Source organism: Flavobacterium maritimum (genome assembly GCF_040049085.1).
Classification (GTDB): Bacteria; Bacteroidota; Bacteroidia; order Flavobacteriales; family Flavobacteriaceae; genus Flavobacterium; species Flavobacterium maritimum.
Genome location: NZ_JBDLZY010000005.1, coordinates 431,302 through 455,810 on the forward strand (window position 1 = coordinate 431,302; position 24,509 = coordinate 455,810).

At 34.3% G+C, this 24,509-nt stretch carries 17 protein-coding genes; 15 read left to right on the plus strand and 2 right to left on the minus strand.

The genetic code is table 11. From position 1 onward, the window contains the following. Positions 1-8 precede the first annotated feature (8 nt). The 11 genes from ABEB23_RS13140 to kynU all read left to right on the plus strand — a co-directional run bounded on the left by ABEB23_RS13140 (position 9) and on the right by kynU (position 14,967). Positions 9-1,091, plus strand: a complete 1,083-nt coding sequence (locus ABEB23_RS13140; protein ID WP_348813061.1) for a chorismate mutase — start codon at positions 9-11, stop codon at positions 1,089-1,091. Between the two features lie 122 nt (positions 1,092-1,213). Next, the gene (locus ABEB23_RS13145) at positions 1,214-2,866 is read left to right on the plus strand and encodes a hypothetical protein (RefSeq protein WP_348813062.1); all 1,653 of its coding nucleotides are present in this window, start codon (positions 1,214-1,216) and stop codon (positions 2,864-2,866) included. Positions 2,867-3,009: 143 nt separating this feature from the next. After that, a complete protein-coding gene (rsgA, locus tag ABEB23_RS13150; RefSeq protein ID WP_348813063.1) occupies positions 3,010-3,987 on the plus strand; it encodes a ribosome small subunit-dependent GTPase A in 978 nt (325 codons plus the stop codon). Between the two features lie 38 nt (positions 3,988-4,025). Next, the gene (gene dtd, locus ABEB23_RS13155) at positions 4,026-4,478 is read left to right on the plus strand and encodes a D-aminoacyl-tRNA deacylase (protein WP_348813064.1); all 453 of its coding nucleotides are present in this window, start codon (positions 4,026-4,028) and stop codon (positions 4,476-4,478) included. Positions 4,479-4,527: 49 nt separating this feature from the next. Then, positions 4,528-6,438: a DUF3858 domain-containing protein gene (locus tag ABEB23_RS13160; protein WP_348813065.1), complete on the plus strand. Its 1,911-nt coding sequence runs from the start codon at positions 4,528-4,530 to the stop codon at positions 6,436-6,438. A 4-nt stretch (positions 6,439-6,442) separates the two neighbouring features. After that, positions 6,443-8,458, plus strand: coding sequence for a DUF3858 domain-containing protein (locus ABEB23_RS13165; RefSeq protein WP_348813066.1), 2,016 nt, complete (start codon positions 6,443-6,445; stop codon positions 8,456-8,458). Between the two features lie 6 nt (positions 8,459-8,464). Further along, a complete protein-coding gene (locus tag ABEB23_RS13170; protein WP_348813067.1) occupies positions 8,465-10,456 on the plus strand; it encodes a DUF3858 domain-containing protein in 1,992 nt (663 codons plus the stop codon). A 2-nt stretch (positions 10,457-10,458) separates the two neighbouring features. Next, entirely contained in the window at positions 10,459-10,785 is a 327-nt protein-coding gene (locus tag ABEB23_RS13175) for a nucleotide pyrophosphohydrolase (RefSeq protein ID WP_348813068.1), read from the plus strand. Between the two features lie 79 nt (positions 10,786-10,864). Continuing rightward, on the plus strand, positions 10,865-12,088 hold the full coding sequence (gene aroA, locus ABEB23_RS13180) for a 3-phosphoshikimate 1-carboxyvinyltransferase (protein WP_348813069.1): 1,224 nt from the start codon (positions 10,865-10,867) through the stop codon (positions 12,086-12,088). A gap of 105 nt (positions 12,089-12,193) precedes the next feature. Beyond that, positions 12,194-13,243, plus strand: coding sequence for a tRNA preQ1(34) S-adenosylmethionine ribosyltransferase-isomerase QueA (queA, locus tag ABEB23_RS13185; protein ID WP_348813070.1), 1,050 nt, complete (start codon positions 12,194-12,196; stop codon positions 13,241-13,243). Positions 13,244-13,683: 440 nt separating this feature from the next. Then, on the plus strand, positions 13,684-14,967 hold the full coding sequence (gene kynU / locus ABEB23_RS13190; protein WP_348813071.1) for a kynureninase: 1,284 nt from the start codon (positions 13,684-13,686) through the stop codon (positions 14,965-14,967). Between the two features lie 284 nt (positions 14,968-15,251). On the opposite strand, the gene ABEB23_RS13195 is transcribed toward kynU, so the two are convergent. Beyond that, positions 15,252-17,069 carry a hypothetical protein gene (locus ABEB23_RS13195; RefSeq protein WP_348813072.1) on the minus strand — a complete coding sequence of 606 codons (1,818 nt, stop codon included), beginning with the start codon at positions 17,067-17,069 and terminating at the stop codon, positions 15,252-15,254. Between the two features lie 171 nt (positions 17,070-17,240). Between ABEB23_RS13195 and ABEB23_RS13200 the strand changes: the two genes are divergently transcribed. Together ABEB23_RS13200 and ABEB23_RS13205 are read left to right on the plus strand one after the other, a co-directional pair. Next, positions 17,241-19,631 (plus strand): penicillin acylase family protein, encoded by a 2,391-nt coding sequence (locus tag ABEB23_RS13200; RefSeq protein ID WP_348813073.1) that lies wholly within the window; start codon positions 17,241-17,243, stop codon positions 19,629-19,631. Positions 19,632-19,694: 63 nt separating this feature from the next. Continuing rightward, complete coding sequence (locus tag ABEB23_RS13205; protein WP_348813074.1) at positions 19,695-21,035, plus strand: FAD-dependent oxidoreductase; 1,341 nt, start codon at positions 19,695-19,697, stop codon at positions 21,033-21,035. A 55-nt stretch (positions 21,036-21,090) separates the two neighbouring features. Here ABEB23_RS13205 and ABEB23_RS13210 read toward each other — a convergent pair whose 3' ends face one another. Continuing rightward, positions 21,091-22,611 carry a helicase HerA-like domain-containing protein gene (locus tag ABEB23_RS13210; protein ID WP_348813075.1) on the minus strand — a complete coding sequence of 507 codons (1,521 nt, stop codon included), beginning with the start codon at positions 22,609-22,611 and terminating at the stop codon, positions 21,091-21,093. A gap of 377 nt (positions 22,612-22,988) precedes the next feature. Between ABEB23_RS13210 and ABEB23_RS13215 the strand changes: the two genes are divergently transcribed. Together ABEB23_RS13215 and ABEB23_RS13220 are read left to right on the plus strand one after the other, a co-directional pair. After that, positions 22,989-23,813, plus strand: a complete 825-nt coding sequence (locus ABEB23_RS13215) for a MotA/TolQ/ExbB proton channel family protein (protein ID WP_348813076.1) — start codon at positions 22,989-22,991, stop codon at positions 23,811-23,813. Positions 23,814-23,890: 77 nt separating this feature from the next. Further along, a complete protein-coding gene (locus tag ABEB23_RS13220) occupies positions 23,891-24,508 on the plus strand; it encodes a biopolymer transporter ExbD (protein WP_348813077.1) in 618 nt (205 codons plus the stop codon). Position 24,509 lies beyond the last annotated feature (1 nt).

A 24,509-nucleotide genomic window follows, 5' to 3' on the forward strand; every position in this document is an offset into this window, starting at 1 on the left:
TAGAAAAGATGGAAAACAAGAAAGAAATGAGAAATTGGTTGAATGAATTCAATTTGACTCATCCATTTGTGATCGCAGGACCTTGTAGTGCTGAAACAGAAGAACAAGTATTGAAAATAGCTCATGAATTGAAAGATTCAGATGTAAATGTTTTTAGAGCTGGAATATGGAAACCAAGAACTCGTCCGGGAGGATTTGAAGGAGTAGGAGAAATTGGTTTAAAATGGTTGAAAAAAGCAAAAGAAGAAACTGGATTGCTAATGGGTACGGAAGTGGCTAATGCAGCTCACGTAAAATTAGCTTTGGAATATGATATCGATGTATTGTGGATCGGAGCAAGAACAACTGTTAACCCTTTTGCTATGCAAGAAATTGCAGATGCTTTAGCGGGAACTAAAAAAATTGTATTGGTAAAAAACCCTGTAAACCCTGATTTGTCTTTATGGTTAGGTGGAGTAGAGCGTTTATACATGGCAGGTATTGAAAAATTGGGTGTAATACACAGAGGTTTCTCTACTTACGAAAAAACAAAATACAGAAACATTCCAGAATGGCAAATTGCAATCGAATTGCAAAATAAATTCCCTGATTTGCCTTTGATTATCGATCCTTCTCATATTACAGGAGATCGTAAGATGATTCTTGAAGTAACGCAAGAAGCATTAGATTTGAATTATGATGGTATGATTATCGAAACACATATTGATCCGGACAATGCTTGGAGTGATGCTGCACAACAAGTTACACCAGATGCTTTAAAACAAATCTTTCTTGATTTGAAAGTAAGAAAGCAAAATGATGTATCCGATGAGTTTACTCAAAAAATGTCTAAATTGAGATCTAATATCGACGTTCTTGATGCAACTTTGTTGGATTTGTTAGGAAAACGTATGAAAGTAGCTGACGAAATTGGTCAGGTGAAAAAAGACGCTAACGTGGCAGTATTGCAAAACAATCGTTGGAATGAGATTTTAGGAAAAATGATTTTGGAAGGGGAGAAAAAAGGTCTTACAGAAGAATTTGTTCTTAAAATGTTCAAAGCTATTCACCAGGAAAGTATTGGTCACCAAGAAAAAATCTTGAATGCATAAATAATTGCATTTGTTAAATTCTGAAAAAACTCCACAGTATAAAAGCTGTGGAGTTTTTTTTTGAGCAAACTCTATTTTTAATAAGTTTTTATTTACTTTTGGCCAAATATAAAATTTTAAAAATGAAAAAAATTACATTTGCTTTTTTATTGCTTTGTTTAAGTTTCAACTTATCAGCACAAAACAAAATTGATAAATTGAATATGACTTACGGTGAGGAATTGCCCGATGACAAACAGAAAATTATAAAAATCGTTGGGGAATACAATAATGAGATTTATGCCTTGGCTTTAGAGGGGAAAGAAAATTATTTTTTAAAAATATTTGAATCTAAATCCATGAGGTTAATTTCTTCGAACCCAATCATTATTCCTCAAATTGCTAATAGAGAAGTAGATTTTGAAGAACTATTTTTATTAAATGGACATCTCTATGCAATAGGAAGTGTTTATGATAAAAAAGACAAAACTTTTAATTTAGTAGGAACAGAAATTTCCGATAAAGGAGTTTTAAGCAAAAATACGATTCAGTTATTTAATTCAGTTGTTGCTAAAAAATCGGAACGAGGAATGTTTTATTTTAAGCTATCCCCTGATGAGGGCGCTTTGTTAGTAATGCATACTTCTCTTTTTTCTAAGGAAGATTCTGTGCAATATGAGGTCAAATTATTCGATGAGAAATTGGATGTGCTTTTTTCTACTGCTGAAAAAGTAAAATTTGATGACAGTAAAAAAGATTATGAATTTACGATTGCTGATTTTGAATTGAATTTCCAAGATGATGTTTTTTTAGTGATCAATGAGAGTTATAGGGATTCAAAAAAGAAGGAGCAGATAGAGAAATTTCAAATTCATGCCTTTAAAAGAGCCAACAAATACAAAAAGGAAGTTGTTGAGATTAATAGTAAAGGAAAAGAAATTATCAACTGTTCTATGATTTCAACATCTAAAAATACCCTAAAATTAGTTGGTTTCTATTCCAGTGTCCGCGAGAATGGTAAAGCGAATAAAAATTTAATGGGAGTTTATAATGCAACAATCGATCTTGCGACAAATAATAATGATAATCTGAAATTTGAGGAGTTTGACTACGAAACTAAGGTCAAGTTATTAGGAGAGCGAAGAGCTAAAAATGGAAAAGAGGTTAAGCCATTATATAATATTACTACAATTATCGAAAAAAATGATGGTGGTTTAATAGTTCTTTCGGAATTGCAATATGTTTATGTGGGACAGACTTCAGGAATAGGGCCGTTAGCTTTTACTCCAGTTACTTACACCAAAAACGAAATAATAGTAACCTGTCTTAAACCAGACGGTTCACTGGATTGGAGTAATGTTTTGCCTAAAGAGCAAGTTGCGACCGTGACAACATTATCTTTTGCCTTTGGAATTGTAGGCGGAAATGGCAGTTTTGCAGTTGGAGGTTCTTTAATGATTCCGCTGGCACAAATGGGTAAGGGGCCCGAGTATCTAGGTGCAATGCCTATTTATAAAAATGGACAGTTAAATATCATTTTTAATGACAATATTAAGAACAAGGGAATTACTGATATTGAAAAAATAAAAGCGCTCGGAAATTATAATAATGCCGTGCCTTCTCTTTTTATATTTGATAACAAAGGGGGAATTACAAGAAAAGACCCTGAAGAAGTTATTAAGAACGAGCTAGTGATTCGTCCAGGGGTTTATTACAGGAAAAATGAAAACGAATTAATTATGTATTCATCAAGAAAAAAGCAGGACAAACTTGGAAGATTGATCTTAGAAGACTAAAAACTGAAAGGTTGTGAATAATTTCACAACCTTTTTTATTACTTATAACTTACTTTAAACAGTAAACCTAAAACAAACTAATTATCTTTGCAAAGTTTGGATTTCAAATCTAATATCTAAAATCCAATATTTAAAATCAAGAAATGACAGGAACCGTTTATAAATCTACAGGAAGTTGGTACACCGTAAAATCAGAAAAAGGAGATTTTATTGAGTGTAGAATGAAAGGAAAGTTTAGGATGAAAGGCATCAAAAGCACCAATCCTATTGCTGTGGGAGATATTGTGGATTATGAACTCGAAGAAACATCAGATACTGTAACAGGAACCATTAATAAAATTCACGATAGAAAGAATTATATCGTTCGGAAATCAGTGAATTTGTCCCATCAGATGCATATTATTGCGTCGAATATTGATCGGGTTTTCTTGTTGGTTACAATCAATAATCCACCGACTACTTTTAATTTCATAGACCGATTTTTGGTTACTGCCGAAGCTTATGGTATTGAGACGATTTTGGTTTTTAATAAAATTGACACCCTAGACGAAGTTACATTAGACGAACAATTGTACATGCAACATGTGTATGAGCAAATTGGGTACAAGTGTTTACGCGTTTCTTCTACGGAGATGAAAGGAATTGAAGCTTTAAAAGAATTGATGATTGGTAAGGTAAGTATGTTTTCAGGACATTCAGGAGTTGGAAAATCAACTTTGGTCAACGCCTTGGAACCTTCTTTGCATCTAAAAACGAAAACAATTTCTGAAGCAAGTAAACAAGGACAACATACTACGACTTTTGCCGAAATGTATGATTTGTCTTTTAATGCCAGAATCATTGATACTCCCGGAATCAAAGGTTTTGGAATTGTCGATATGGAAAAAGAAGAAATAAGTGGTTATTTTCCTGAATTTTTTAAATTGAAGGATCAATGCAAGTTTAATAATTGTTTGCATAAAGACGAACCGCATTGTGCGGTCAAAGCGGCTCTGGAAAGAGACGAAATTGCCTGGTCTAGATATAATAGCTATTTGAAAATCCTGGAAGGCGACGACGAACATTACCGTACCGATATTCATAACGAAGATCGAATAATAAGTGATAAAACAAGAGAGTAGTAGAGACGCAATTTATCGCGTCTATTTATAGGTAGATAATGAAAGTTGTAATTCAAAGAGTTTCCTCAGCCTCAGTAACCATCGATTCTAAAATCGTAGCTGATATCGAGAAAGGCTTGCTTGTTTTAGTAGGAATCGAAGATGCCGATACACAAGAGGATATAGATTGGTTAGCGGGTAAAATTACTCAAATACGTATTTTTGGAGACGAAAATGACGTGATGAATCTTTCTGTTCAGGATGTTGATGGAGATATTATTGTAGTGAGCCAATTTACACTACACGCTTCTACCAAAAAAGGCAATAGACCATCTTATATCAGGGCCTCAAAACCTGAAATTGCCATTCCAATTTATGAAAGTTTTGTAAAGAGTTTAGAAAAGAAACTGCTGAAAAAAGTACAGACAGGTGTGTTTGGTGCTGATATGAAAGTGGGTCTCTTAAACGATGGTCCTGTAACCATAATTATTGATAGTAAAAATAGAGATTAAGTTTTCTTTAGTCGAAAAATTCTGATATTTTTGATAAAAAAAAGAATTTATGGCTCTTAAGAATCTGTCTTTACTGTTTTTATTTTTCTCTTCCTTTATTTTTGCTCAAAAAGCCGAATACAGTTCGTTAACAATCTCCGATAGTTTAAAAGAAAATGCCAATGCTGTGGTTCGTTTGAATCAAATTGATATTGTTATTACTTCCCAACGAAGTATGAATATCAAGACTAAAAGGGTGGTTACGGTGCTGAATGAAAAAGGGCTTACCTCTATAGATGCTGTTGAAGGTTATGATAAAAGAACAACAATTAACAACATTGAAGCTACAGTTTTTGATGCTGCAGGAAAAGAAATTAAAAGAATAAAAAGGAAAGATTTCAAAGACCGAAGCGCTGTTGACGGCGGAACACTTTTCTCTGATAGTCGCTATATTTATTTGGATTACACCCCGATCCAGTATCCATTTACAATCATTTACGATAGTGAATCTCAAACTTCAACAACTGCCTTTGTGCCGCAATGGTATCCCTTAACCGACTATTTTTTAAGCGTTGAAAAAAGTGTTTTGAATGTTAGTTATCCTGCTAATTTGGGTTTCAAAAAAATGGAATTCAATTTTTCCAATTTCAACATACAAAAAACAGTAGATACTGCAACACAACTTTCTTATACTGCCACCAATATTTTAGCTTTTAAACGGGAAGATTATAGCCCCGCTTTTGGTAGTATTTTTCCAAAAGTGATGATGGGATTAGAATTATTTCATCTGGAAGGCATAGATGGGAATGCTAAATCCTGGAAGGAAATGGGACTGTGGTTTTCAGATAAAATATTGTCCGAAACAATGGATTTAACTCAAGAAACCAAAATAAAAATAAAGCAATTAGTAGGAGATGAAAAAGATCCTATAAAAAAAGCCAAAATAATTTATAACTATGTTCAGCAAAAAGTACGATACATAAGTATTCAAGAGGGAATTGGAGGTTGGAAGCCCATGCAGGCAAGTGATGTAGACCGATTAGGGTATGGTGATTGTAAGGCCCTGACAAATTACACGAGAGCACTTTTGCAAACAGTTGATGTTCCTTCATACTATACAAGATTGTATGGTGATAGAAATAAAAAAGATGTTGTTGCTGATTTTGTTTCTATGCAGAGTAATCATGTCATTTTAGCCATTCCAACCGGGGATAATTATATTTGGCTAGAATGTACTAGTCAGGACGATCCATTTGGCTATCAGGGAACTTTTACAGATGACAGAAATGTTCTAATCATGAAGCCAGAAGGAGGTGAAATTGTAAGGACCAAAATTTACGAAGATAAAGGGAATTTACAAATGAGTAAGGGAACATACACTTTAACATCCGATGGTGCTTTTTCCGGTAAAATAGCTATTGCTTCCGAAGGCTCTCAATACAGTCAGAAAGTATCTGTCGAACAATTGCAACCAACCGATAAAGAGGCGCATTATAAAAGTTACTGGAGTAATATTAATAATTTGAAAATAAATAAAGTAATATTTTCAAATGATAAAGAAAGCATTCGTTTTACGGAAAATGCGGATATAAGTGCTGTCAATTTTGGAACTCTTACCAATGGTAAAATGATGTTTACCGTAAATGCATTCAATCAATTTTCTGAGAGTGTGAAAAGGATTAGAAACCGTAAAAACCCATTTGAAATTCAAAGAGGTTATTTGGATACCGATGAAATAGCTATCGTGTTACCTTCAGGCTTCTCAGTTGAATTTCTTCCTAATAATTTTGAATTAAGCACAAAGTACGGAGAGTACAAAACTGAAATTGTAAAAAAGGATGCTACCAATCTGGTTTACAAAAGGACTTTATTCGTAAAAAAAGGATTGTATTCCAATAAAGAATATGATGAGTACCGACTCTTCATGGAGCAAATTTCAAAAAATGACAACGCTAAAATCATTCTAACCCAAAATAAATAAAACCATGCAATTAAAAAAATCACTTTTCGTTTTATTACTTCTTGTCTCGTTTTCAAAAATAAACGCTCAAAATTTTGAATTAGGGAAGGTTTCGATTGAAGAACTTCAAGAGAAAGTACACCCGACTGACACTGCTGCTGTTGCAGCAATTTTATTCGAAAAAGGGGATGTGGATTTTGAGTACAATCAAGATGAAGGTTTTGTAATGGTAACAGAGGTAAAAACCAGAATAAAAATTTATAAGAAAGAAGGTTATGATTGGGCAAATAAAAAAGTTAGTTATTATATAGGTGGTAGCTCAAAAGAGAACATTTCATTTTCTGATGCGATAACGTATAATCTGGTGAATGGAAAAATCGAAAAAACAAAACTGAAAAGTGATGGGGAGTTTGATGAAAAAGTGAACAGGTACTGGGGACAAAAGAAAATTGCCATGCCTAATGTCAAGGAGGGATCTGTAATTGAATACAGATATAAAATTCGATCTGGCCGTTTCGGGGAATTAACGGAATGGAGTTTTCAATCTAGCATTCCTGTTAATTATTCGGAATTTAAAACATTTATTCCTGAATATTTTGTCTACAAACCTAATATGAAAGGATTTATTTCTCCGAAGATAAGTGTAGAAAAAAAGAATAAATCCATCAGTTATTCCTATCGAGAGAAAATCCAACCCGGTGGAACTTTTAATTCTTCCTCTTCCCAAGAAAAATTAGAGTTTGAAGAAACAAAAACGACGTATAGTGCTCAAAACATGCCTGCAATGAAAGACGAGGCTTATGTTAATAATATAGGTAATTATACAACAAGTGTTTCACATGAGCTTTCAATTATAAGATATCCAAATCAACCTTTCAGAACATTTTCAACTGATTGGAATGCAGTAGTAAAGACGATTTATGATTACGAAGATTTTGGTCCGGAATTGAATAAAACAGGGTACTTTGAGGAGGATTTAAAAGGTGTAATTGCCGGACTAAACACGTCCGAAGAAAGAATAAGCGCTATATTGAATTATGTTAAAGCTACAGTAAAATGGAATGATTATACAGGCTATAGCTGTAATGACGGTGTGAAAACGGCCTACAAAAACAAAACAGGTAATATTGCCGAAATTAACCTGATGCTCACTGCAATGCTTCGTCACGCGGGACTAACAGCGAATCCGGTTTTGGTAAGTACACGTTCTAATGGGATAGCATTGTTTCCTAACAGAGGTGCTTTTAATTATGTAATTGCAGCGGTTGAAACTTCTAATGGATTAGTTTTGCTAGATGCTTCAGATAAATTTTCAACTCCAAATGTTTTGCCTTTCAGAGCTTTGAACTGGATAGGAAGATTGATACGAAAAGACGGAACATCCCAAGAGGTTGATTTAATGCCTAAAGTAGCATCTAATGATACGGTAACGATGAACTATGCCATTGATGAGAGTGGAAAGGTGTCAGGGAAATTAAGGAGGCAAAGAACAGATCATAATGCTATGATTTTCAGAAAAAATATTGAAGACGAAAAAGAGGACGCTTATCTTGAGAAACTGGAAAATGATAACAATAAAATTGAAGTAATTGAATATTCCAGAGCCAATGAAAAGGATGTTAAGATGCCTGTAGTCGAAACATTTTCGTATACAGGTTCTGATTTATGTGAGATTATCGGAGGTAAAATTTATGTAAATCCATTGTTGTTTTATACTCAGGAAGCAAATCCGTTCAAACAAGAAAACAGAGAATATCCCGTTGATTATGGTTTCCCTTTTATGGATAAATATGCTGTTAATATTCAAATTCCGGAAGGATATAAAGTGGAAACATTGCCGACTTCTTCAGTGATTGCCATGGAAGATAATCTAGGGAATTTTAAGTTCATGACAAGTCAGAATGGGAATACAATCCAGTTGTCAGCAATGGTTCAAATGAACTCAGCTATTATTTCATCAGAGTATTATCCGACATTGAAAGAGTTTTATCAAAAAATGATTGACAAACAAAATGAGAAAATCATTTTAACGAAAATATAAAACTAAATGCGGTCCACTAAAACACTTTTCATTTTGTTGTTATTTGTCGCTTTTTGTAAATCAGAAGCGCAAAATTATGAATTGGGAAAAGTATCCAAAGCAGAATTAGAAGAGAAAGTCCATCCCAGAGATTCTGCTGCTGTGGCGGCAATTGTATTTAAAAAAGCAAGAACTTTTTTTACTTATAATGAGAAAACCGGATTTACGGCTAATCACGAATGTCAAATCAGAATAAAAATCTACAAAAAAGAAGGTTTGGGTTGGGCGAATTTTGAAGTGCCCTATTATGTAGGTTATGAGGACATGAATGATGATATGGTGAAGTTTTCGAATGGAGTGACTTATAATTTAGAAAATGGAGACATAGTTAAAACAAAACTGAATAGTGAGGGAAGTTTTAAGAAGAATGTAAACGAGTATTGGAATGAGGCCACTATAACATTGCCAAATGTAAAAGTAGGGTCTGTTATAGAGTTTAAATATATTTTGAAAACGGAAAACATTGTTAGGTTTCCTGTTTTTAATTTTCAATATGAGATACCAGTTAATTTTTCGGAATATAAAACAGAACTGCCGGAATATTATGTTTACAAACCTATTTTGACGGGCTATGTCCCAGTAAAGTCAGATATGAAAGTAGTAAATGGTTTTCAGAATTTTGAAGATAAAAACATGCAATCAACCAGTTTGAGGTACAAGCAGATCAATGCCATATATACTGCCGAAAATGTACCGGCACTTATGGAAGAAGATTATGTGGATAACGTAAAAAATTACAGGTCGTCAATTCAACAGGAATTGGAAAGAATACGGTATCCGGATAAACCGGAGAAAGACTATTCCTTAACTTGGCAAGGAGTTGCGAAAACAATTTATGAGGATAAAGATTTCGGGAAAGAACTCGGAGAACGATCCTATCTGATGCAAGATATAAAGACCATTTTAAAGGACGCAACAACCGAGACCGAAAAGATGGAAATCATATTTAAGTTTATCCAGAATAAGATGAATTGGAATAATGATTACGGATATTATACCAATAAAGGAGTAAAGAAGGCTTATATTGATCAAACCGGAAATGTCGCCGAAATTAATTTTATTCTAATTGCAATGTTAAAATTAGCGGGATTAAATGCGAATCCGGTTATAACGAGCACAAGAGAACATGGAACTCCTGTTTTTCCCGGCAGAACGGTTTTTAATTACGTTATTGCAGCTGTCCAAATTGAAGACAAACAGATTTTATTGGACGCTACAAATAAATTGACCAGTCCCAATATTTTGCCTTTAAACGTATTGAATTGGACGGGAAGGCTCATAAAACAAGACGGAAGTTCCCTGGAAATCAATTTGGTTCCGGCTGTGTCCTCGAAGAAAACAGGTACTTTGATAGCAACAGTTGATGGTTTTGGGAAGATAACGGGTAAATTCCGAATTCAAAAAACAGATTATGAAGCGTTTAGTTTTAGGGATAAAAACGCAAAAATTAATAGAGATAGTTATCTGGAAAAAATGGAGAATGAATTAAATGGAATTGAAATAAGTGACTATACCGTTGAGAATAATAATACTGATTTGTCTAAACCCGTTAAGGAAATTTTTACTTTTGCAACAGATAATCACTGTGAAATCATAGCTGATAAAATGTTTATTAATCCGGTTTTATTTTTTACCCTGGACAAAAACCCATTCGTTCAGGAAAAAAGACAAATGCCTATTTATTTTGGGTATCCAAAACAGGAGAAATATGTTATTAATTTTGAAGTCCCAAAAGGGTTTGTTGTGGAATCTGTTCCAAAAGCGATAACACTTTCAACTCCGGATAATGTAGCTTTGTTTTCAATGAATATCCTGTCACAAGGGAATAATATTCAGATTCAGATGAACAAAGAAATAAACATGGCGAATGTTTCAGCAGATTTTTATGATATATTGAAAGATTTTTATCAAAAAATGATTGAGAAACAAAACGAGAAAATAGTCCTAAAAAAAGTATAAAGATGAACCTGAAAAATGCGCAACTGGAAGTAGAAAATTGGATAAATGAACATGGTGTTCGTTACTTTAATGAATTGACCAATATGGCTCAACTTACAGAAGAAGTTGGAGAAGTAGCCCGTATCATTGCCCGCCGTTATGGAGAACAATCAGAGAAAGAAAGTGATAAAAACAAAGACCTGGGCGAGGAACTTGCTGATGTGGTCTTTGTAGTGTTGTGTTTGGCGAATCAAACAGGAATAGATTTGCAGGCGGCTTTTGATAAAAAAATGGATTTAAAATCTATTCGCGACAAAGACCGTCACAAAAACAACGATAAACTAAAATAATGTGATAACATAAGGTAAAACTTTGGGGTGTGGTTTTTTTAAAATAAATTTGCGCTCTATTACCAAACAACCACCCAAAATGAATTTACTGTTACAAACTTCCCATTCCAATTTACAAGCTCAGATTGCAGTTACCGGCTCAAAAAGCGAAACGAACCGTTTGTTACTATTACAAGCTTTGTTTCCTAATATTACTTTGGCCAATACTTCCAATTCTGATGACAGCGAAGTAATGCAAAAAGCCCTGAAAGGGAACGATGAAATTGTTGATATACATCACGCAGGAACGGCGATGCGTTTTCTTACGGCTTACTTTGCGGTGAACGAAGGTCGTGAAGTGATGTTGACAGGTTCCAGCAGAATGCAGGAGCGTCCTATTAAAATTTTGGTGGAAGCCTTGGAACAATTAGGAGCAAAAATATCCTATGAAAAGGAAGTTGGTTATCCGCCTATCAGAATTAAAGGTCAAAAAATAGCCGCTTCAAAAGTTACCATGGCAGCAAATGTGAGCAGCCAGTATATTTCGGCTCTATTGCTAGTAGCTCCAAAATTAGAAAACGGTTTAGAATTGACATTAGAAGGAGATATTACTTCGATTCCCTATATCAAAATGACTTTGGCTTTGCTGAATGATTTAAATATAAAAACCAGCTTTGAAGGAAACGTAATCAAAGTTTATCCAAAACCGGAAGTAGAATCAAAAGTGATGACTGTAGAATCCGATTGGAGTTCTGCATCTTACTTTTTTAGTTTGGCAGCTCTGTCTGAACAAGCTTCTATTTCATTGACCAGTTACAAAGAAACCAGCTTGCAAGGGGATTCAGCTTTGATTGAAATTTATCAGAAAATGGGCGTTGAGACCCGTTTCGAAGGAAATAAAATGACGCTGACCAAAAAAGAAAATTTCAATTTTGAATCTGTAAATTTTGAATTGAATAATACTCCCGATATCGCCCAAACTATTGTGGTTACTTGCCTTGGTTTAGGAATAGGTTGTCATTTGACAGGTCTTCACACATTGAAAATTAAAGAAACAGACAGATTGGAAGCCTTAAGAATCGAATTGACAAAATTAGGCGCTAACATATCGGTGACGAATGATAGTTTAACATTGGTTGCTTCAAATCATATTAATTCAAATGTTGCAATCGCAACTTATAATGATCACAGAATGGCAATGGCTTTCGCTCCATTAGCTGTACGAGTGCCCATAATTATTGATAATGCTGAAGTAGTTTCAAAATCGTATCCTGATTTTTGGAAGGATTTAGAAAATTTAGGGTTTCAAATGTCCGAGAAGTAAGAGGTTTAAATACTAGTGAATCAGCTGCTTTTGAAAATAAACAGCAAAACACTTGACAACGCCTATCTCACAATCGTATATTTGCAACCTAAATAAATAGACTACATGAAATTATCACACTTTCAATTCAATTTACCGAAAGAACTTCTTGCAGAATTTCCAGCTGAAAACAGAGATGAATCTCGTTTGATGGTTATAGACCGTAAGAAACAAACCATTGAGCATAAAATGTTCAAGGATATTATCAATTATTTTGATGATGGTGATGTTTTAATTCTGAATAATACTAAAGTTTTTCCAGCTCGTTTGTATGGAAACAAAGAAAAGACAGGAGCAAGAATCGAGGTTTTTTTACTAAGAGAATTAAATGCCGAACAAAGACTTTGGGATGTATTAGTAGATCCAGCCCGTAAAATTAGAATTGGTAATAAATTATATTTTGGTGATGACGACTCATTAGTGGCCGAGGTAATTGATAACACAACTTCCCGTGGAAGAACATTGCGTTTCCTTTATGACGGTTCTTATGAAGAGTTCAGAAATAAGTTGACTGAACTTGGGGAAACACCAATCCCAAAATACATCAGTAGAGACGTAACTCCTGAAGATGCCGAGCGTTACCAAACAATTTATGCTAAAGAAGAAGGAGCTGTAGCAGCGCCAACTGCAGGATTGCACTTCTCTAAACATTTGTTGAAAAAACTGGAAATCAAAGGAATTAAATTTGCTGAAGTAACCCTTCACGTTGGTTTAGGAACTTTCAATCCTGTTGAGGTTGAAGATTTATCAAAACACAAAATGGATTCAGAGGAGTTAAAAATTACTCAAGAAGCCTGTGATATCGTTAATGAAGCAAAACAGAAAAAGAAACGTATTTGTGCTGTAGGAACTACTTCTATGCGTGCTATAGAAAGTTCAGTTTCTTCACAAAACACATTGAATCCTTTTGACGGTTGGACAAATAAATTTATTTTTCCTCCTCATGATTTCAGCGTTGCAAATTGTATGATTACCAATTTCCATACACCAAAATCAACCTTATTAATGATGATTTCTGCATTTTGTGGGCATGATTTAATGAAAAAAGCATACGAAGAAGCTATCAAAGAAGGGTACAAATTCTATTCTTACGGTGATGCGATGTTAATCATCTAAAAAAGTATAAAAAGTTAATTCAGAATCTCGTCAGCAATGGCGAGATTTTTTTTGCTTAAATTTCTTCCAAAAGGTACAATGTTATAGATAGATTTAGAATACTCCAACTTAAATGAACTTACATATTTATATGGTTTTAAAATAAAATCAAAAATTTTTTTACCAAATGGTTTTTTGATTTAGGGCGTGACCACAAGGGTCGGGCTATCCGTTACAAGTCCTCGTTCCGCGAAGTTTGCAACTTAGCGCAACTGTGGGCTTTTCACTTCTATCCCTCACGCAGACCGTTGCGATATTCAAAACGTTTCTAATTCCAAGGAGGTTGTTGTTGCGTTTTTCTCATTAAAAAAAGCAGTTTCTTTGCAAAAAAATAAATAATTTGCGGGCAGGTCATGACCAGTAATTGCTTTTTGCTATTTTTGCCATACAAAATCCAAACAATGAATTTCGAAAATACACTTAAATTTGCGCAGGAACTCGATGCACAAGATCCATTACATAAATATCAGAGTGAATTTATTTTTCCACAAGTCAACGGAGAAAAAGTAATTTATTTTACAGGAAATTCATTAGGACTGCAACCCAAACGAACCAAAGCCTATGTTGATGAGGTTATGAATGACTGGGCAGATCTTGCTGTAGAAGGTCATTTTTATGCCGAAAAGCCTTGGTGGGATTACCATGAACGCTTTGCAAATCCATTGAGTAAAATTGTGGGTGCCTTGCCAACTGAGGTTACTGTAATGAATACCTTGACAGTAAACCTTCATTTATTGATGGTATCTTTTTATCGACCAACTAAGACAAGATACAAAATCATTTGTGAAGAGAAAGCCTTTCCTTCGGATCAGTATATGTTTCAAAGTCAGGTTCGTTTTCATGGATATAAACCAGAAGATGCTATTGTCGAAATCAAACGCAGAGAAGGCGAGCACAACATTCGCCTGGAGGATGTTTTGGCGAAAATTGCGGAAGTGGGAGACGAGTTGGCATTGGTTTTAATAGGAGGAGTCAACTATTACACAGGACAGGTTTTTGATATCAAAACCATAACCGAAGCAGGCCATAAAATGGGTGCTTATGTAGGTTGGGATTTAGCGCATGCTGCAGGAAACATCAAACTAGAACTGCATGATTGGAATGTTGATTTTGCGGCTTGGTGTAGTTACAAATACATGAATTCCGGACCAGGAAATGCTTCGGGCTGTTTCGTTCATGAAAAGCATCATAATAATTCGGATCTTCCAAGATTTGCCGGTTGGTGGGGACATAACAAAGAGCGTCGTTTTAAAATGGAACCTACATTCGATCCGATTCATGGTGCTGATGGATGGCAAATAAGTAATTTACCGGTCCTTTCTTTAGCGCCATATTTAGCTTCTGTAGAACTCTTTGATGAAATCGGAATGGAAACTTTAATTCAAAAAAGAGATAAAATCACGGCTTATTTAGAATTTATACTTCATGAAATAGACAAACAAGTCACCAGTACTTTTGAGATTATTACGCCTTCAAACCCTGCTGAAAGAGCTTCGCAATTATCAGTTTTTCTTCATGGAGAAGGTCGTAGTTTGTTTGATTATTTAATGAAAAACGGAGTGATTACAGATTGGCGTGAACCGAACGTTATCCGTTTGGCTCCCGTTCCTTTGTATTGTTCTTTTGAGGATATGTATAATTTTGGACAAATCCTGAAACGTGGAATTTTAGAAAAAACAACTTAAAAAAAATAATGTTTAAAGAATCATAAAAGTCGGCTTGAAAAAATATTTCAAGTCGACTTTTACTTTACTAATTCACACAATATATAGTGGTGAACGACAAAATATAGTTTTAAGCAAAGACTAATTCAAAATTTTTGTATTCTCCTTAATAGCACTTAATATCTCAGATTTTACCAGTATCATTACGAATTAAGTCTGTTAAGTTTCGCCATATTTTTTCGTTTACCAAATCGGATGTCAATCATGATTTTAATTGTAAAATGATTGACTTTTTTTTAATTATTTCACGCCAATTCTAGTTTTGGAAGTTCAATAGCTGTCAGTTCTGTTTTATAATTGTCAAGTTGTCTTTGAATTTCTTTTAGACCGTTTTCAAAGAAATGTGTAGATGAAAATAAATTTTGATAATATTCAATTCCTTCCAGCATATTGTTTTTGAAAGCTTGTAACTTTTTCATTTGAGGAGTTGTAATCTCCTCTGCCACTTCTTTTATTTCATTCTTGAAATAGTCCATGTACATTTTCAGTTCTTTTACGAACATATTTGGACGGTCGGTCACTCGTAGTACAGAATCATTGCCATAAATATGTTGTACCATTTTTGAAAGTGAAACTTCTTGGTCAAAATAAGCCATATTTGGACCTGGACAAATAACAACTCCTTGTGCCTGTCCTTTTATTTTAATGTCGTTTTCTAAATAAGATGCATTAGCCAAACCTACACAAAGACATGATTTTTCAGTAATACTGTCTTTTATTTTAATGTAAGTTTCTGCAGAAACACTGTCTTTTTTATCTTCTAATTCTTGAAGTTTTCCATCTTGATATTTTTTTGAAGCGGTACAAATGGCGTTTCCTTCAGCATCTTTGTTCAAGGCTAGAAATTTCTTTGGACAAGAACTTCCGGCTTTGTTTTCCTGAATCCTTTTTTGTTTCATGATTTCATTTGTGGTACCTCTCAACGTGTTAAAAGGAACACCTAATGGTGAAATATGACTTAAATACAAATCTTCTTCTTTGGCTTTTGCCAATAATTTTCGAGTGGCATTATCAACAGAAGTAGCTTCAGGAACTAATAAAAAAGGAGATCCCCATCCCACAGAATCGACTTTATATTCGTCTAATAAAAAAGTATGCTCTTCTGAAGTTCCAACGCCACCTTGTACAGTTATTTTTAAATCTAAAGGGTTTTCTGGCGTAGGCAATTCTTTTTGTCCAAGCGCTTTTACCATCAAATCATGTGCTGATTGAATCAATTGGTCTTTTTTCTGTTTGAATTCTTCTAAAATTGGACCTAATAAAAAACCATCGGTAGCGAAAGCATGTCCGCCACAATTTAGTCCGGATTCGATTCGGTATTCAGAAACCCAAAGACCTTTTTTGGCTAAGAAATTCCCTTGAATCATCGCTGAACGGAAATCGCTTACTTTTAAGGTTATTTTCTTTTGAAGTCTATTGTTAGCATCTGGGAAAAATACTGGAAAGTTTTCGAAATAGCTGTACAATCTAGGATTCATTCCTGCCGAAAGAACAACAGAAGATTCCAATGTGCTATTTGCAAAACCGCGAAGTGCTGCGTGGGCATCATTAAAAGCAACCGGTAATTGTTCTTTTTTATTGAAATTGTCCTTATCCAGTTTAGTCATGATATTTACATCGATATCGCCAGGAGCTAAATGACTCTCCAAATAATTCTTGATATTGTCCTTAAAAGCAATTCCGTCTTCCATCAAATTTTGCAATCCTTTTTTTATTTCGGATTTGTTTGGCAACATGGCAATGTAATTATCCAAGGCCAATTTGCTCTCTGCTAGTTCTGTTTTGAAGCTTTCGAATTTTTCTTTTACGATTTTGTCAACCAAATTTAAATAGGAAGTAATACGTTCTGCACGATAATCATGCATTTTTTGTGTTATTTCTTGGTAAGGAAGATCAAATTTTTCATGATAAAAAGCATTCATTTTTTCTATCAATTCATCATCGGCAATCGATATCACAGAAGAAATGCCATATTTAGCCACGCGAATCGGGCTATCTATCGTATACGCCAATCCCATAACCGGAATGTGGAACGTATGTATTGGTTGTGTGTTTGTTGTCATGGAAATGAATTCTTTTTTAATATGATGCAAAGATTATAAAAAGCATTCATTTAAAACCTGATAAATATCATGAGCTATTTTTGATGAAAAAACGATTTGGTTTAGTAAAAAAACAGATACACTAAAATAATCTACAAATCATATATATTTGTTAACCAAAATGTAATCAAAATGAAAAAAATTAAAAAAGTACTCTTTGTCCTGCTTTCAATTGTAGCTTTATTTATTCTGTTTTTACTGGTGTATGGTTTTTATTTAAAACCAAAATACGAAGGTGAAGTGCAACTTGAAAATATTCATAAAGAAACAACTGTTTATTTTGATGAATTTGGAGTGCCTCACATCTATGCCGATAATCCCAAAGATGCGATGGAAGCTTTGGGGTATGTTCATGCGCAAGACAGACTTTGGCAAATGGAATTGATGCGTCGAATTGCACCAGGACGATTATCAGAAATTTTTGGTTCGGTTGCCTTGAAAAACGATAAATTTTTCGCAGGATTAGGAATTGAAGAAGCTTCGGCAAAAGCAATCGCAGCTTTGGATAAAAACAGTCCAAGCTACCAATTGACGATGGCCTATTTAGATGGTATTAATCAATATATAGAAGAAGGAAAAACGCCAGTTGAGTTTCAGATAATTGGCGTAAAAAAAGAAAAGTTTACCATTAAAGACGTTTATAATATTTTTGGGTACATGTCTTTTAGTTTTGCTATGGCTCAAAAATCAGATCCATTATTAACAGATATTCGTAATAAATATGGCATGGAGTATCTAAGGAATTTTGGAGTTGATGGTTCTTTCAATACTACCCGAATTAAAAATGCTGCTGCAAAACCGCAGGAATATATAGCGATATCCAAGTCCATTGCTTCGTTATTGGATCAATCACCAATTCCGCCATTTGTGGGAAGTAACAGTTGGGTTATTGCTCCTGAAAAAACCAAGAATGGAAAAGTTATTTTTGCAAATGATCCTCATATTGGCTTTTCGCAACCAGGAACTTGGTATGAAGCACATTTGGTAACCCCGGATTTTGAATTATACGGCTGTTATTTAGCCGGAACACCATTTCCTTTGTTAGGGCATAACCGTGAGTATGCTTACGGTTTGACCATGTTCGAAAATGATGATATTGATTTGTATCAGGAGGAAAATAATCCAGACGATGGAAATAAATACAAAACTCCAACTGGTTTTAGTAATTATAAAATTAGTCAAAAAACGATAAAAGTAAAAGATACTTCAGATGTGGTTTTAAATCTGAAAGTGAGTCGTCATGGACCCATTATGAATGATTTGATTGATGGTTTAAATAAAGACAAACCAGTTGCTCTGTCTTGGATTTATACGCAACAGCCTATACGTATTCTGGATGCTGTGTACACAATTTCTCATGCTAAAAACAAGGAGGATTTCCAGAATGGGGTTGCTTTGATTGCTGCGCCGGGACTGAATGTAATGTATGGTGATGCGAAAGGAAATGTGGCTTGGTGGGCAACAGGAAAATTGTACAAACATAAAGCGGGAGTAAATCCTAACTTTATTTTGGATGGTGCCAACGGTGAAGATGATATTGCTGAATATTTTGATTTTTCAAAGAATCCTTCTGCGGTAAATCCAGATTGGAATTTTGTGTATTCGGCTAATAATCAACCGGAACCTATTGATGGTTTTTTGTATCCTGGTTATTACCTTCCTGAAGACCGCGCTAAGAGAATCACGCAATTATTGCAACCAAAATCCAATTGGGATAAAGAAGCGGTAAGCAAGATGATTTTTGATAATACTTCGTCTGTAGCTCCTGATGTGGTTAAGAAGTTAATTTCTGAGGTGAATTATAAGACGCTTTCTAAAAACGAAAAAGAAGCCATTGCTGTTTTGAAAGCTTGGAAAGGATCTAACGATTTGGAGGATGTTGCGCCAACAATTTACAACAAATGGATTTATTTGTATTTGAAAAATACTTTTGAAGATGAGTTGGGAACAGCCAATTTTAAGCAATTTTTAGGGACACATCTGATGAAGCAAATTATTGCAAAACAAATTGAGAATGAAGAGTCTCTCTGGTGGGATAATATTAAAACTAAAAAACTGAAGGAAACCAGAGGCCAAATTCTGTCTCAATCGTTTAAAGAATCAATTAATGCCTTGGAAAAACAATTGGGAAGTTCTATCTCTTCTTGGACCTGGAATAAAGTACATACGGTAGAACACCAGCATCCATTGGGGAAAGTGGCGGTTTTGAGACCATTTTTTAATGTAGGACCATTTGAAGTTTCAGGTTCAACAGAGGTTATTAATAATTTATTTTTTGATTTTGTTGAGGATGGGAATTATGCGGTAAAAGGAGGTCCTTCTACACGAAGAATTATTGATTTTTCGGATATTGAAAACAGTTGGAGTGTTTTACCAACAGGTCAATCGGGGAATCCTATGAGTAAGCATTACAATGATCAGGCGTCTCTTTACAATTCAGGAAAGTTCAGAAAAATGAAATTGAATAAGGAAGAAATTGTTAGATCTTCAACAAAATTGGTTTTTATTCCACAGAAAAAGTGATTGTTTTTAAAGCCCCTAAAATAATAAATCAGTAATTTTGCCTAACTTTTTTATAAAAATTTAATGCAAAATCCTCAAAAAATTGCTGTTGTAGGTTCTGGATTAGTAGGCTCTTTGCTTGCTATTTATTTACGTAAAGCGGGTCACATTGTTCATGTCTATGACAGAAGTCCGGATATTCGTCAAATTCAGTTTTCTGGACGGTCAATTAATTTAGCTATGTCTAACAGAGGTTGGAAAGCTTTAGATGGAGTAGGGGTTGGTGATGCGGTAAGAGAGATTGCAATTCCAATGGATAAAAGAGCGATTCATCTTGTGGATAAGCTTAATTTTCAGAATTATGGCCAGGAAGGGGAGAGTATTTATTCAATTTCTAGAGGGACTCTGAACAGGAAAATGATTGATTTGGCAGAAGCTGCTGGTGCAGAATTCTTTTTTGAGCATAAAATTTGGGACGTAACTCTGGATGAAGCTACTTTGCATATTGGGGAAACCGAAAGAGGTGCCTGGGAAGAGAAGAAATATGATATAGTTTTTGGTGCAGATGGTGCCTTTTCAAGAATTCGCCATCGGATGCAACGTCAAAGCATGTTTAATTATTCACAAGAATTTTTGACTATTGGTTACAAGGAACTAAATATACCAGCGAATCCGAATGGCTCACATAAATTAGATAAAAATTCATTTCATATCTGGCCCCGAGGGGAATATATGTTGATTGCTTTACCTAATTTGGATGGTAGTTTTACATGTACGTTGTTTATGCCTTTTGAGGGAGAAAATTCATTTGCTTCTTTGACAGACCGAAAATTGGTTGAGGAATTCTTTGAGAAAAATTTTCCCGATTCGATTGATGTTATTCCAAAATTAGCGGAAGATTTCTTTAAAAATCCAACCAGTACCTTGGTTACCATGAAATGTTTTCCTTGGACTTATGAGGACAAAATAGCTTTAATAGGGGATGCTTGTCACGCAATTGTGCCGTTTTATGGACAAGGTATGAACGCCGGTTTTGAAGATATTTCAGTTCTTAATGAAATGATTCAAAAATATGGTGATGACTGGAAAAGCATTTTTTCCGAATATCAAAAGTCGCGTAAGCCGAATGCTGATGCAATTGCAGAACTTTCGTATCGCAATTTTATGGAAATGAGTACTAAAACTGCCGATGAAAAATTTCTCTTGCAAAAGAAAATCGAAAAATCGTTCTCTGATAAATATCCTGAAAAATGGATTCCGCTTTACAGTCGGGTTACTTTCAGTGACCGTCCTTACGCAGAAGCGTTAGCTATTGGAGATTTTCAAAATGAAATTATGGAGCAGGTTTTGAAGATGGAGAACATCGAGAAAATTTGGGATAGTAAAGAAGTAGAAAATAAGATTTTGGAACTCTTGGAACAATAATAGAAAAACCCTTTCATCGTTTGAAACAGCGAAAGGGTTTTTTAATTTCTGAAAATTATTTTTTCAATATTTTTGACAGAATGCCAAATGCACCACGAATAAAGGTGGCGCTTGTAAGAACTTTGAGTACTGATTTTGTTACTGTTCCTGTGATCTCAGAAGGTTTTTGTTCTTCTTTTTCCTTTCTAACTTGTTCTTCTGCTTCCTGGGCTTGTTGAGCTTCGGCGGAAATTTTTTTATTTAGCATTTCGTAAGCGCTTTCCCGATCAATAAGTTCACTGTATTTTTTTACCAGTTTTGATTTGGAATTGATTTCATGAATTTCACTTTCGGTCAAAACATCCATTCTGCTCATAGGTGCCCGCATCATTGTGGCTACAAGTGGTGTTGGGATTCCTTTTTCATTCAAGGCAGTTACAAAAGCTTCACCTATACCAAGACTGGTCAAAACTTCATCGGTCTTGTAGTATATTGTAGTGGGGTAGTTGTCAGCTGTTTGCTTGATGGCTTGTCTGTCATTGGCAGTAAAGGCTCTTAAGGCATGTTGTATTTTTAAACCCAATTGTGCCAATACGCCACTTGGAATATCCATAGGGTTTTGAGTGATAAAATAAACGCCAATCCCTTTGGAACGAATTAGTTTTACGATTGTCTCTATTTGTTCTAATAAAGCTTTACTGGCTTCGTTAAAAATCAAATGAGCTTCGTCTATAAAAATAACCAATTCGAGTTGGTCAGCATCTCCTTTTTCAGGCATTTGTTGGTAAATTTCAGCCAGTAAACTAAGCATGAATGTAGAGAATAATTTTGGCTTGTCTTGTATGTCGGTTAAACGGATGATATTGATATATCCTTTGCCATTCTCGTCGATACGCATTAAATCATTAACGTCGAAAGACATTTCTCCAAAAAACAAGTCAGCACCCTGTTGTTCCAATTCAATAATTTTTCTCAGAATAGTGCCGGTAGTTGAAGTAGAAATTTTTCCGTATTCTTCTGTTATTTCGTCCTTTCCTTCTTCGGTGATGAAGTTGATTGCCTTTTTAATGTCTTTAATGTCCAATAATGGGATTTTATGATCATCGCAGTATTTGAAGATAACCGAAACTACTCCGGCCTGGGTGTCATTCAGATTTAAAATTCGGGAAAACAATACAGGACCAAATTCTGAAATTGTTGCTCGAAGACGTACTCCGCTTTGTTCGGATAATGTCAATAGTTCAACAGGGAAACTGGATGTTTTATAAGGAATGTTTATTTTAGCATGACGCTCTGTTATAAAAGACTTTTCTTCTCCTTCTTTTGCAATACCACTAAAATCACCCTTTATGTCCATCATTAGAACTGGTATTCCAAAGGATGACAATTGTTCTGAAAGTACTTGTATGGTTTTTGTTTTTCCGGTTCCGGTGGCTCCAGCAATTAAGCCATGACGATTTAGAGTCTTAAGTGGAATTTTTACATGCGCATCTGCTAATGCCTCGCCATCAAGCATGGCTCCCCCTAAAATTAGACTTTCCCCTTTAGAAAAATAGCCCTCGTTAACGTGTCGTATAAAGTCCTCTTTTTTATTCATAATAATTTGAATTTAAATCATCTGCAAGTTACTATTATTCTTTCATACTAGTTATTTTATGTAATAACCGTAAGTTTTATGCTTATTTGTTGTAAATAGTAAAAAAAAATTATCTTAATGGTTTATCTTGGTTTTCTTGAGTAATTGTTTTAATATTTAAAAAAAAAGTGTTTTTTTTACATTAAATAATGGATTTACCTGAGTTTTTTGAAGTAAAATTTAGAAAGTTAAAAAACGTCTTTTTTTTTTGCATTAAAATTAACTATAATTAAAATTAAAAAAAGTTTTTTTATTTGAACTAAAAATATAAATTTGCTCCACTACAAGTTTATTTAAACATAAAATAAAATTATTTAAAACTATTAAAATTAAAAAAAATGGCAAACGTTAAAGTTAAAAAAGAAAGCAGTTCAAATGGAGGAGGAATGATTTCAGGAATCATCATCGCATTATGTATTTTCGTAGGATGGGTAATATGGAATTTTATTATGGGAGCTGGCTCTAATTTTGAAGGAGGAGTAAATACAGGTCATCCACTACCAGGAAATTATTTGGCAATGGTTTATAAAGGAGGACCAATTGTACCAATATTATTAGGTTGTTTATTAATGGTTATTGTTTTTTCTTTTGAAAGATATTTTGTTATTTCAAAAGCTTCAGGTAAAGGAAATTTAGATACTTTTATGAAAAAAGTACAAACAAGTATTAATGGTGGTCATATTGATGAGGCAATTGATGCTTGTGACAAACAACAAGGTTCTGTTGCAAATGCAATAAAATCAGCTCTTGTAAAATACCAAGACGTGAAAAAAGAAGGTTTTGATAGCGAGCAAGCTTCAGAAATGATTCACAAAGAAATCGAAGAGGCTACTTCATTAGAAATGCCAATGTTAGAAAAACACATGACTATTCTTTCTACATTAGTTTCTTTAGGAACTCTTGCTGGATTGTTAGGAACAGTAACAGGTATGATTAAAGCGTTTGGTGCATTGGCATCTTCAGGAACTCCAGATCAAGCGATGCTTGCAAATGGTATCTCTGAAGCACTTATTAATACTGCAACAGGAATCTCTACTTCTGCTTTAGCAATTGTTACTTACAATTTATTTACTTCAAAAATTGATACTTTAACTTACTCTATTGATGAGGCTGGTACTGCAATTGTAAATACTTATAGAAGATACAGAGGAAGTTTAAAATAATTAATAATAATTTATTAAGTGATTAATCGTGCTTCAGAAGTACGATTGAATTTAATAAATATTAAAAAAAACAATAAATGGCTAAAATAAAAATGTCCAAAAAGGCTGCGTCTATTGATATGACCGCCATGTGTGATGTAGCTTTTCTATTGCTTACTTTCTTTATTTTGACTGCAACAGCTAAAGTACCTGAAGCATTGCCGGTAGATACGCCGCAATCGACAAACAGTGCTAAGTTGCCAACATCTGATTTGGCAATTATTACGGTTGGTAAAGGTAAAGGGGTAGTCTTTTATGATTTGAAGGGGAGAGAAGTTCGTAAAAGAGCTCTTGAGCTGATGGGTCAAAAATATGGAGTTAAATTTACAGAAGATGAATCAGCAAAATTTGCATTAATGGATGATTTTGGTGTTCCTGTAGAGAGTTTAAAAAGTATCATTGCAATGAAAGCGGCTGATAGAAGTAAAGCTAATCAACCAGGTATTCCAAAAGATTCTTTAAACAATCAATTGGCGGAATGGATTCAAAATTCTCGAATAGCTAATATTGAGCTAAACGATAAAGAATTGCAAATTGCCATCAAAGGTGATGCTAGAGAAGAATATCCTGCAATTAAAAGAGTTATGGATATTTTGCAAGATCAAAAAATCAACAACTTTAATTTAGTTACAGGTTTAAGATCTAAGAATTTTTAAT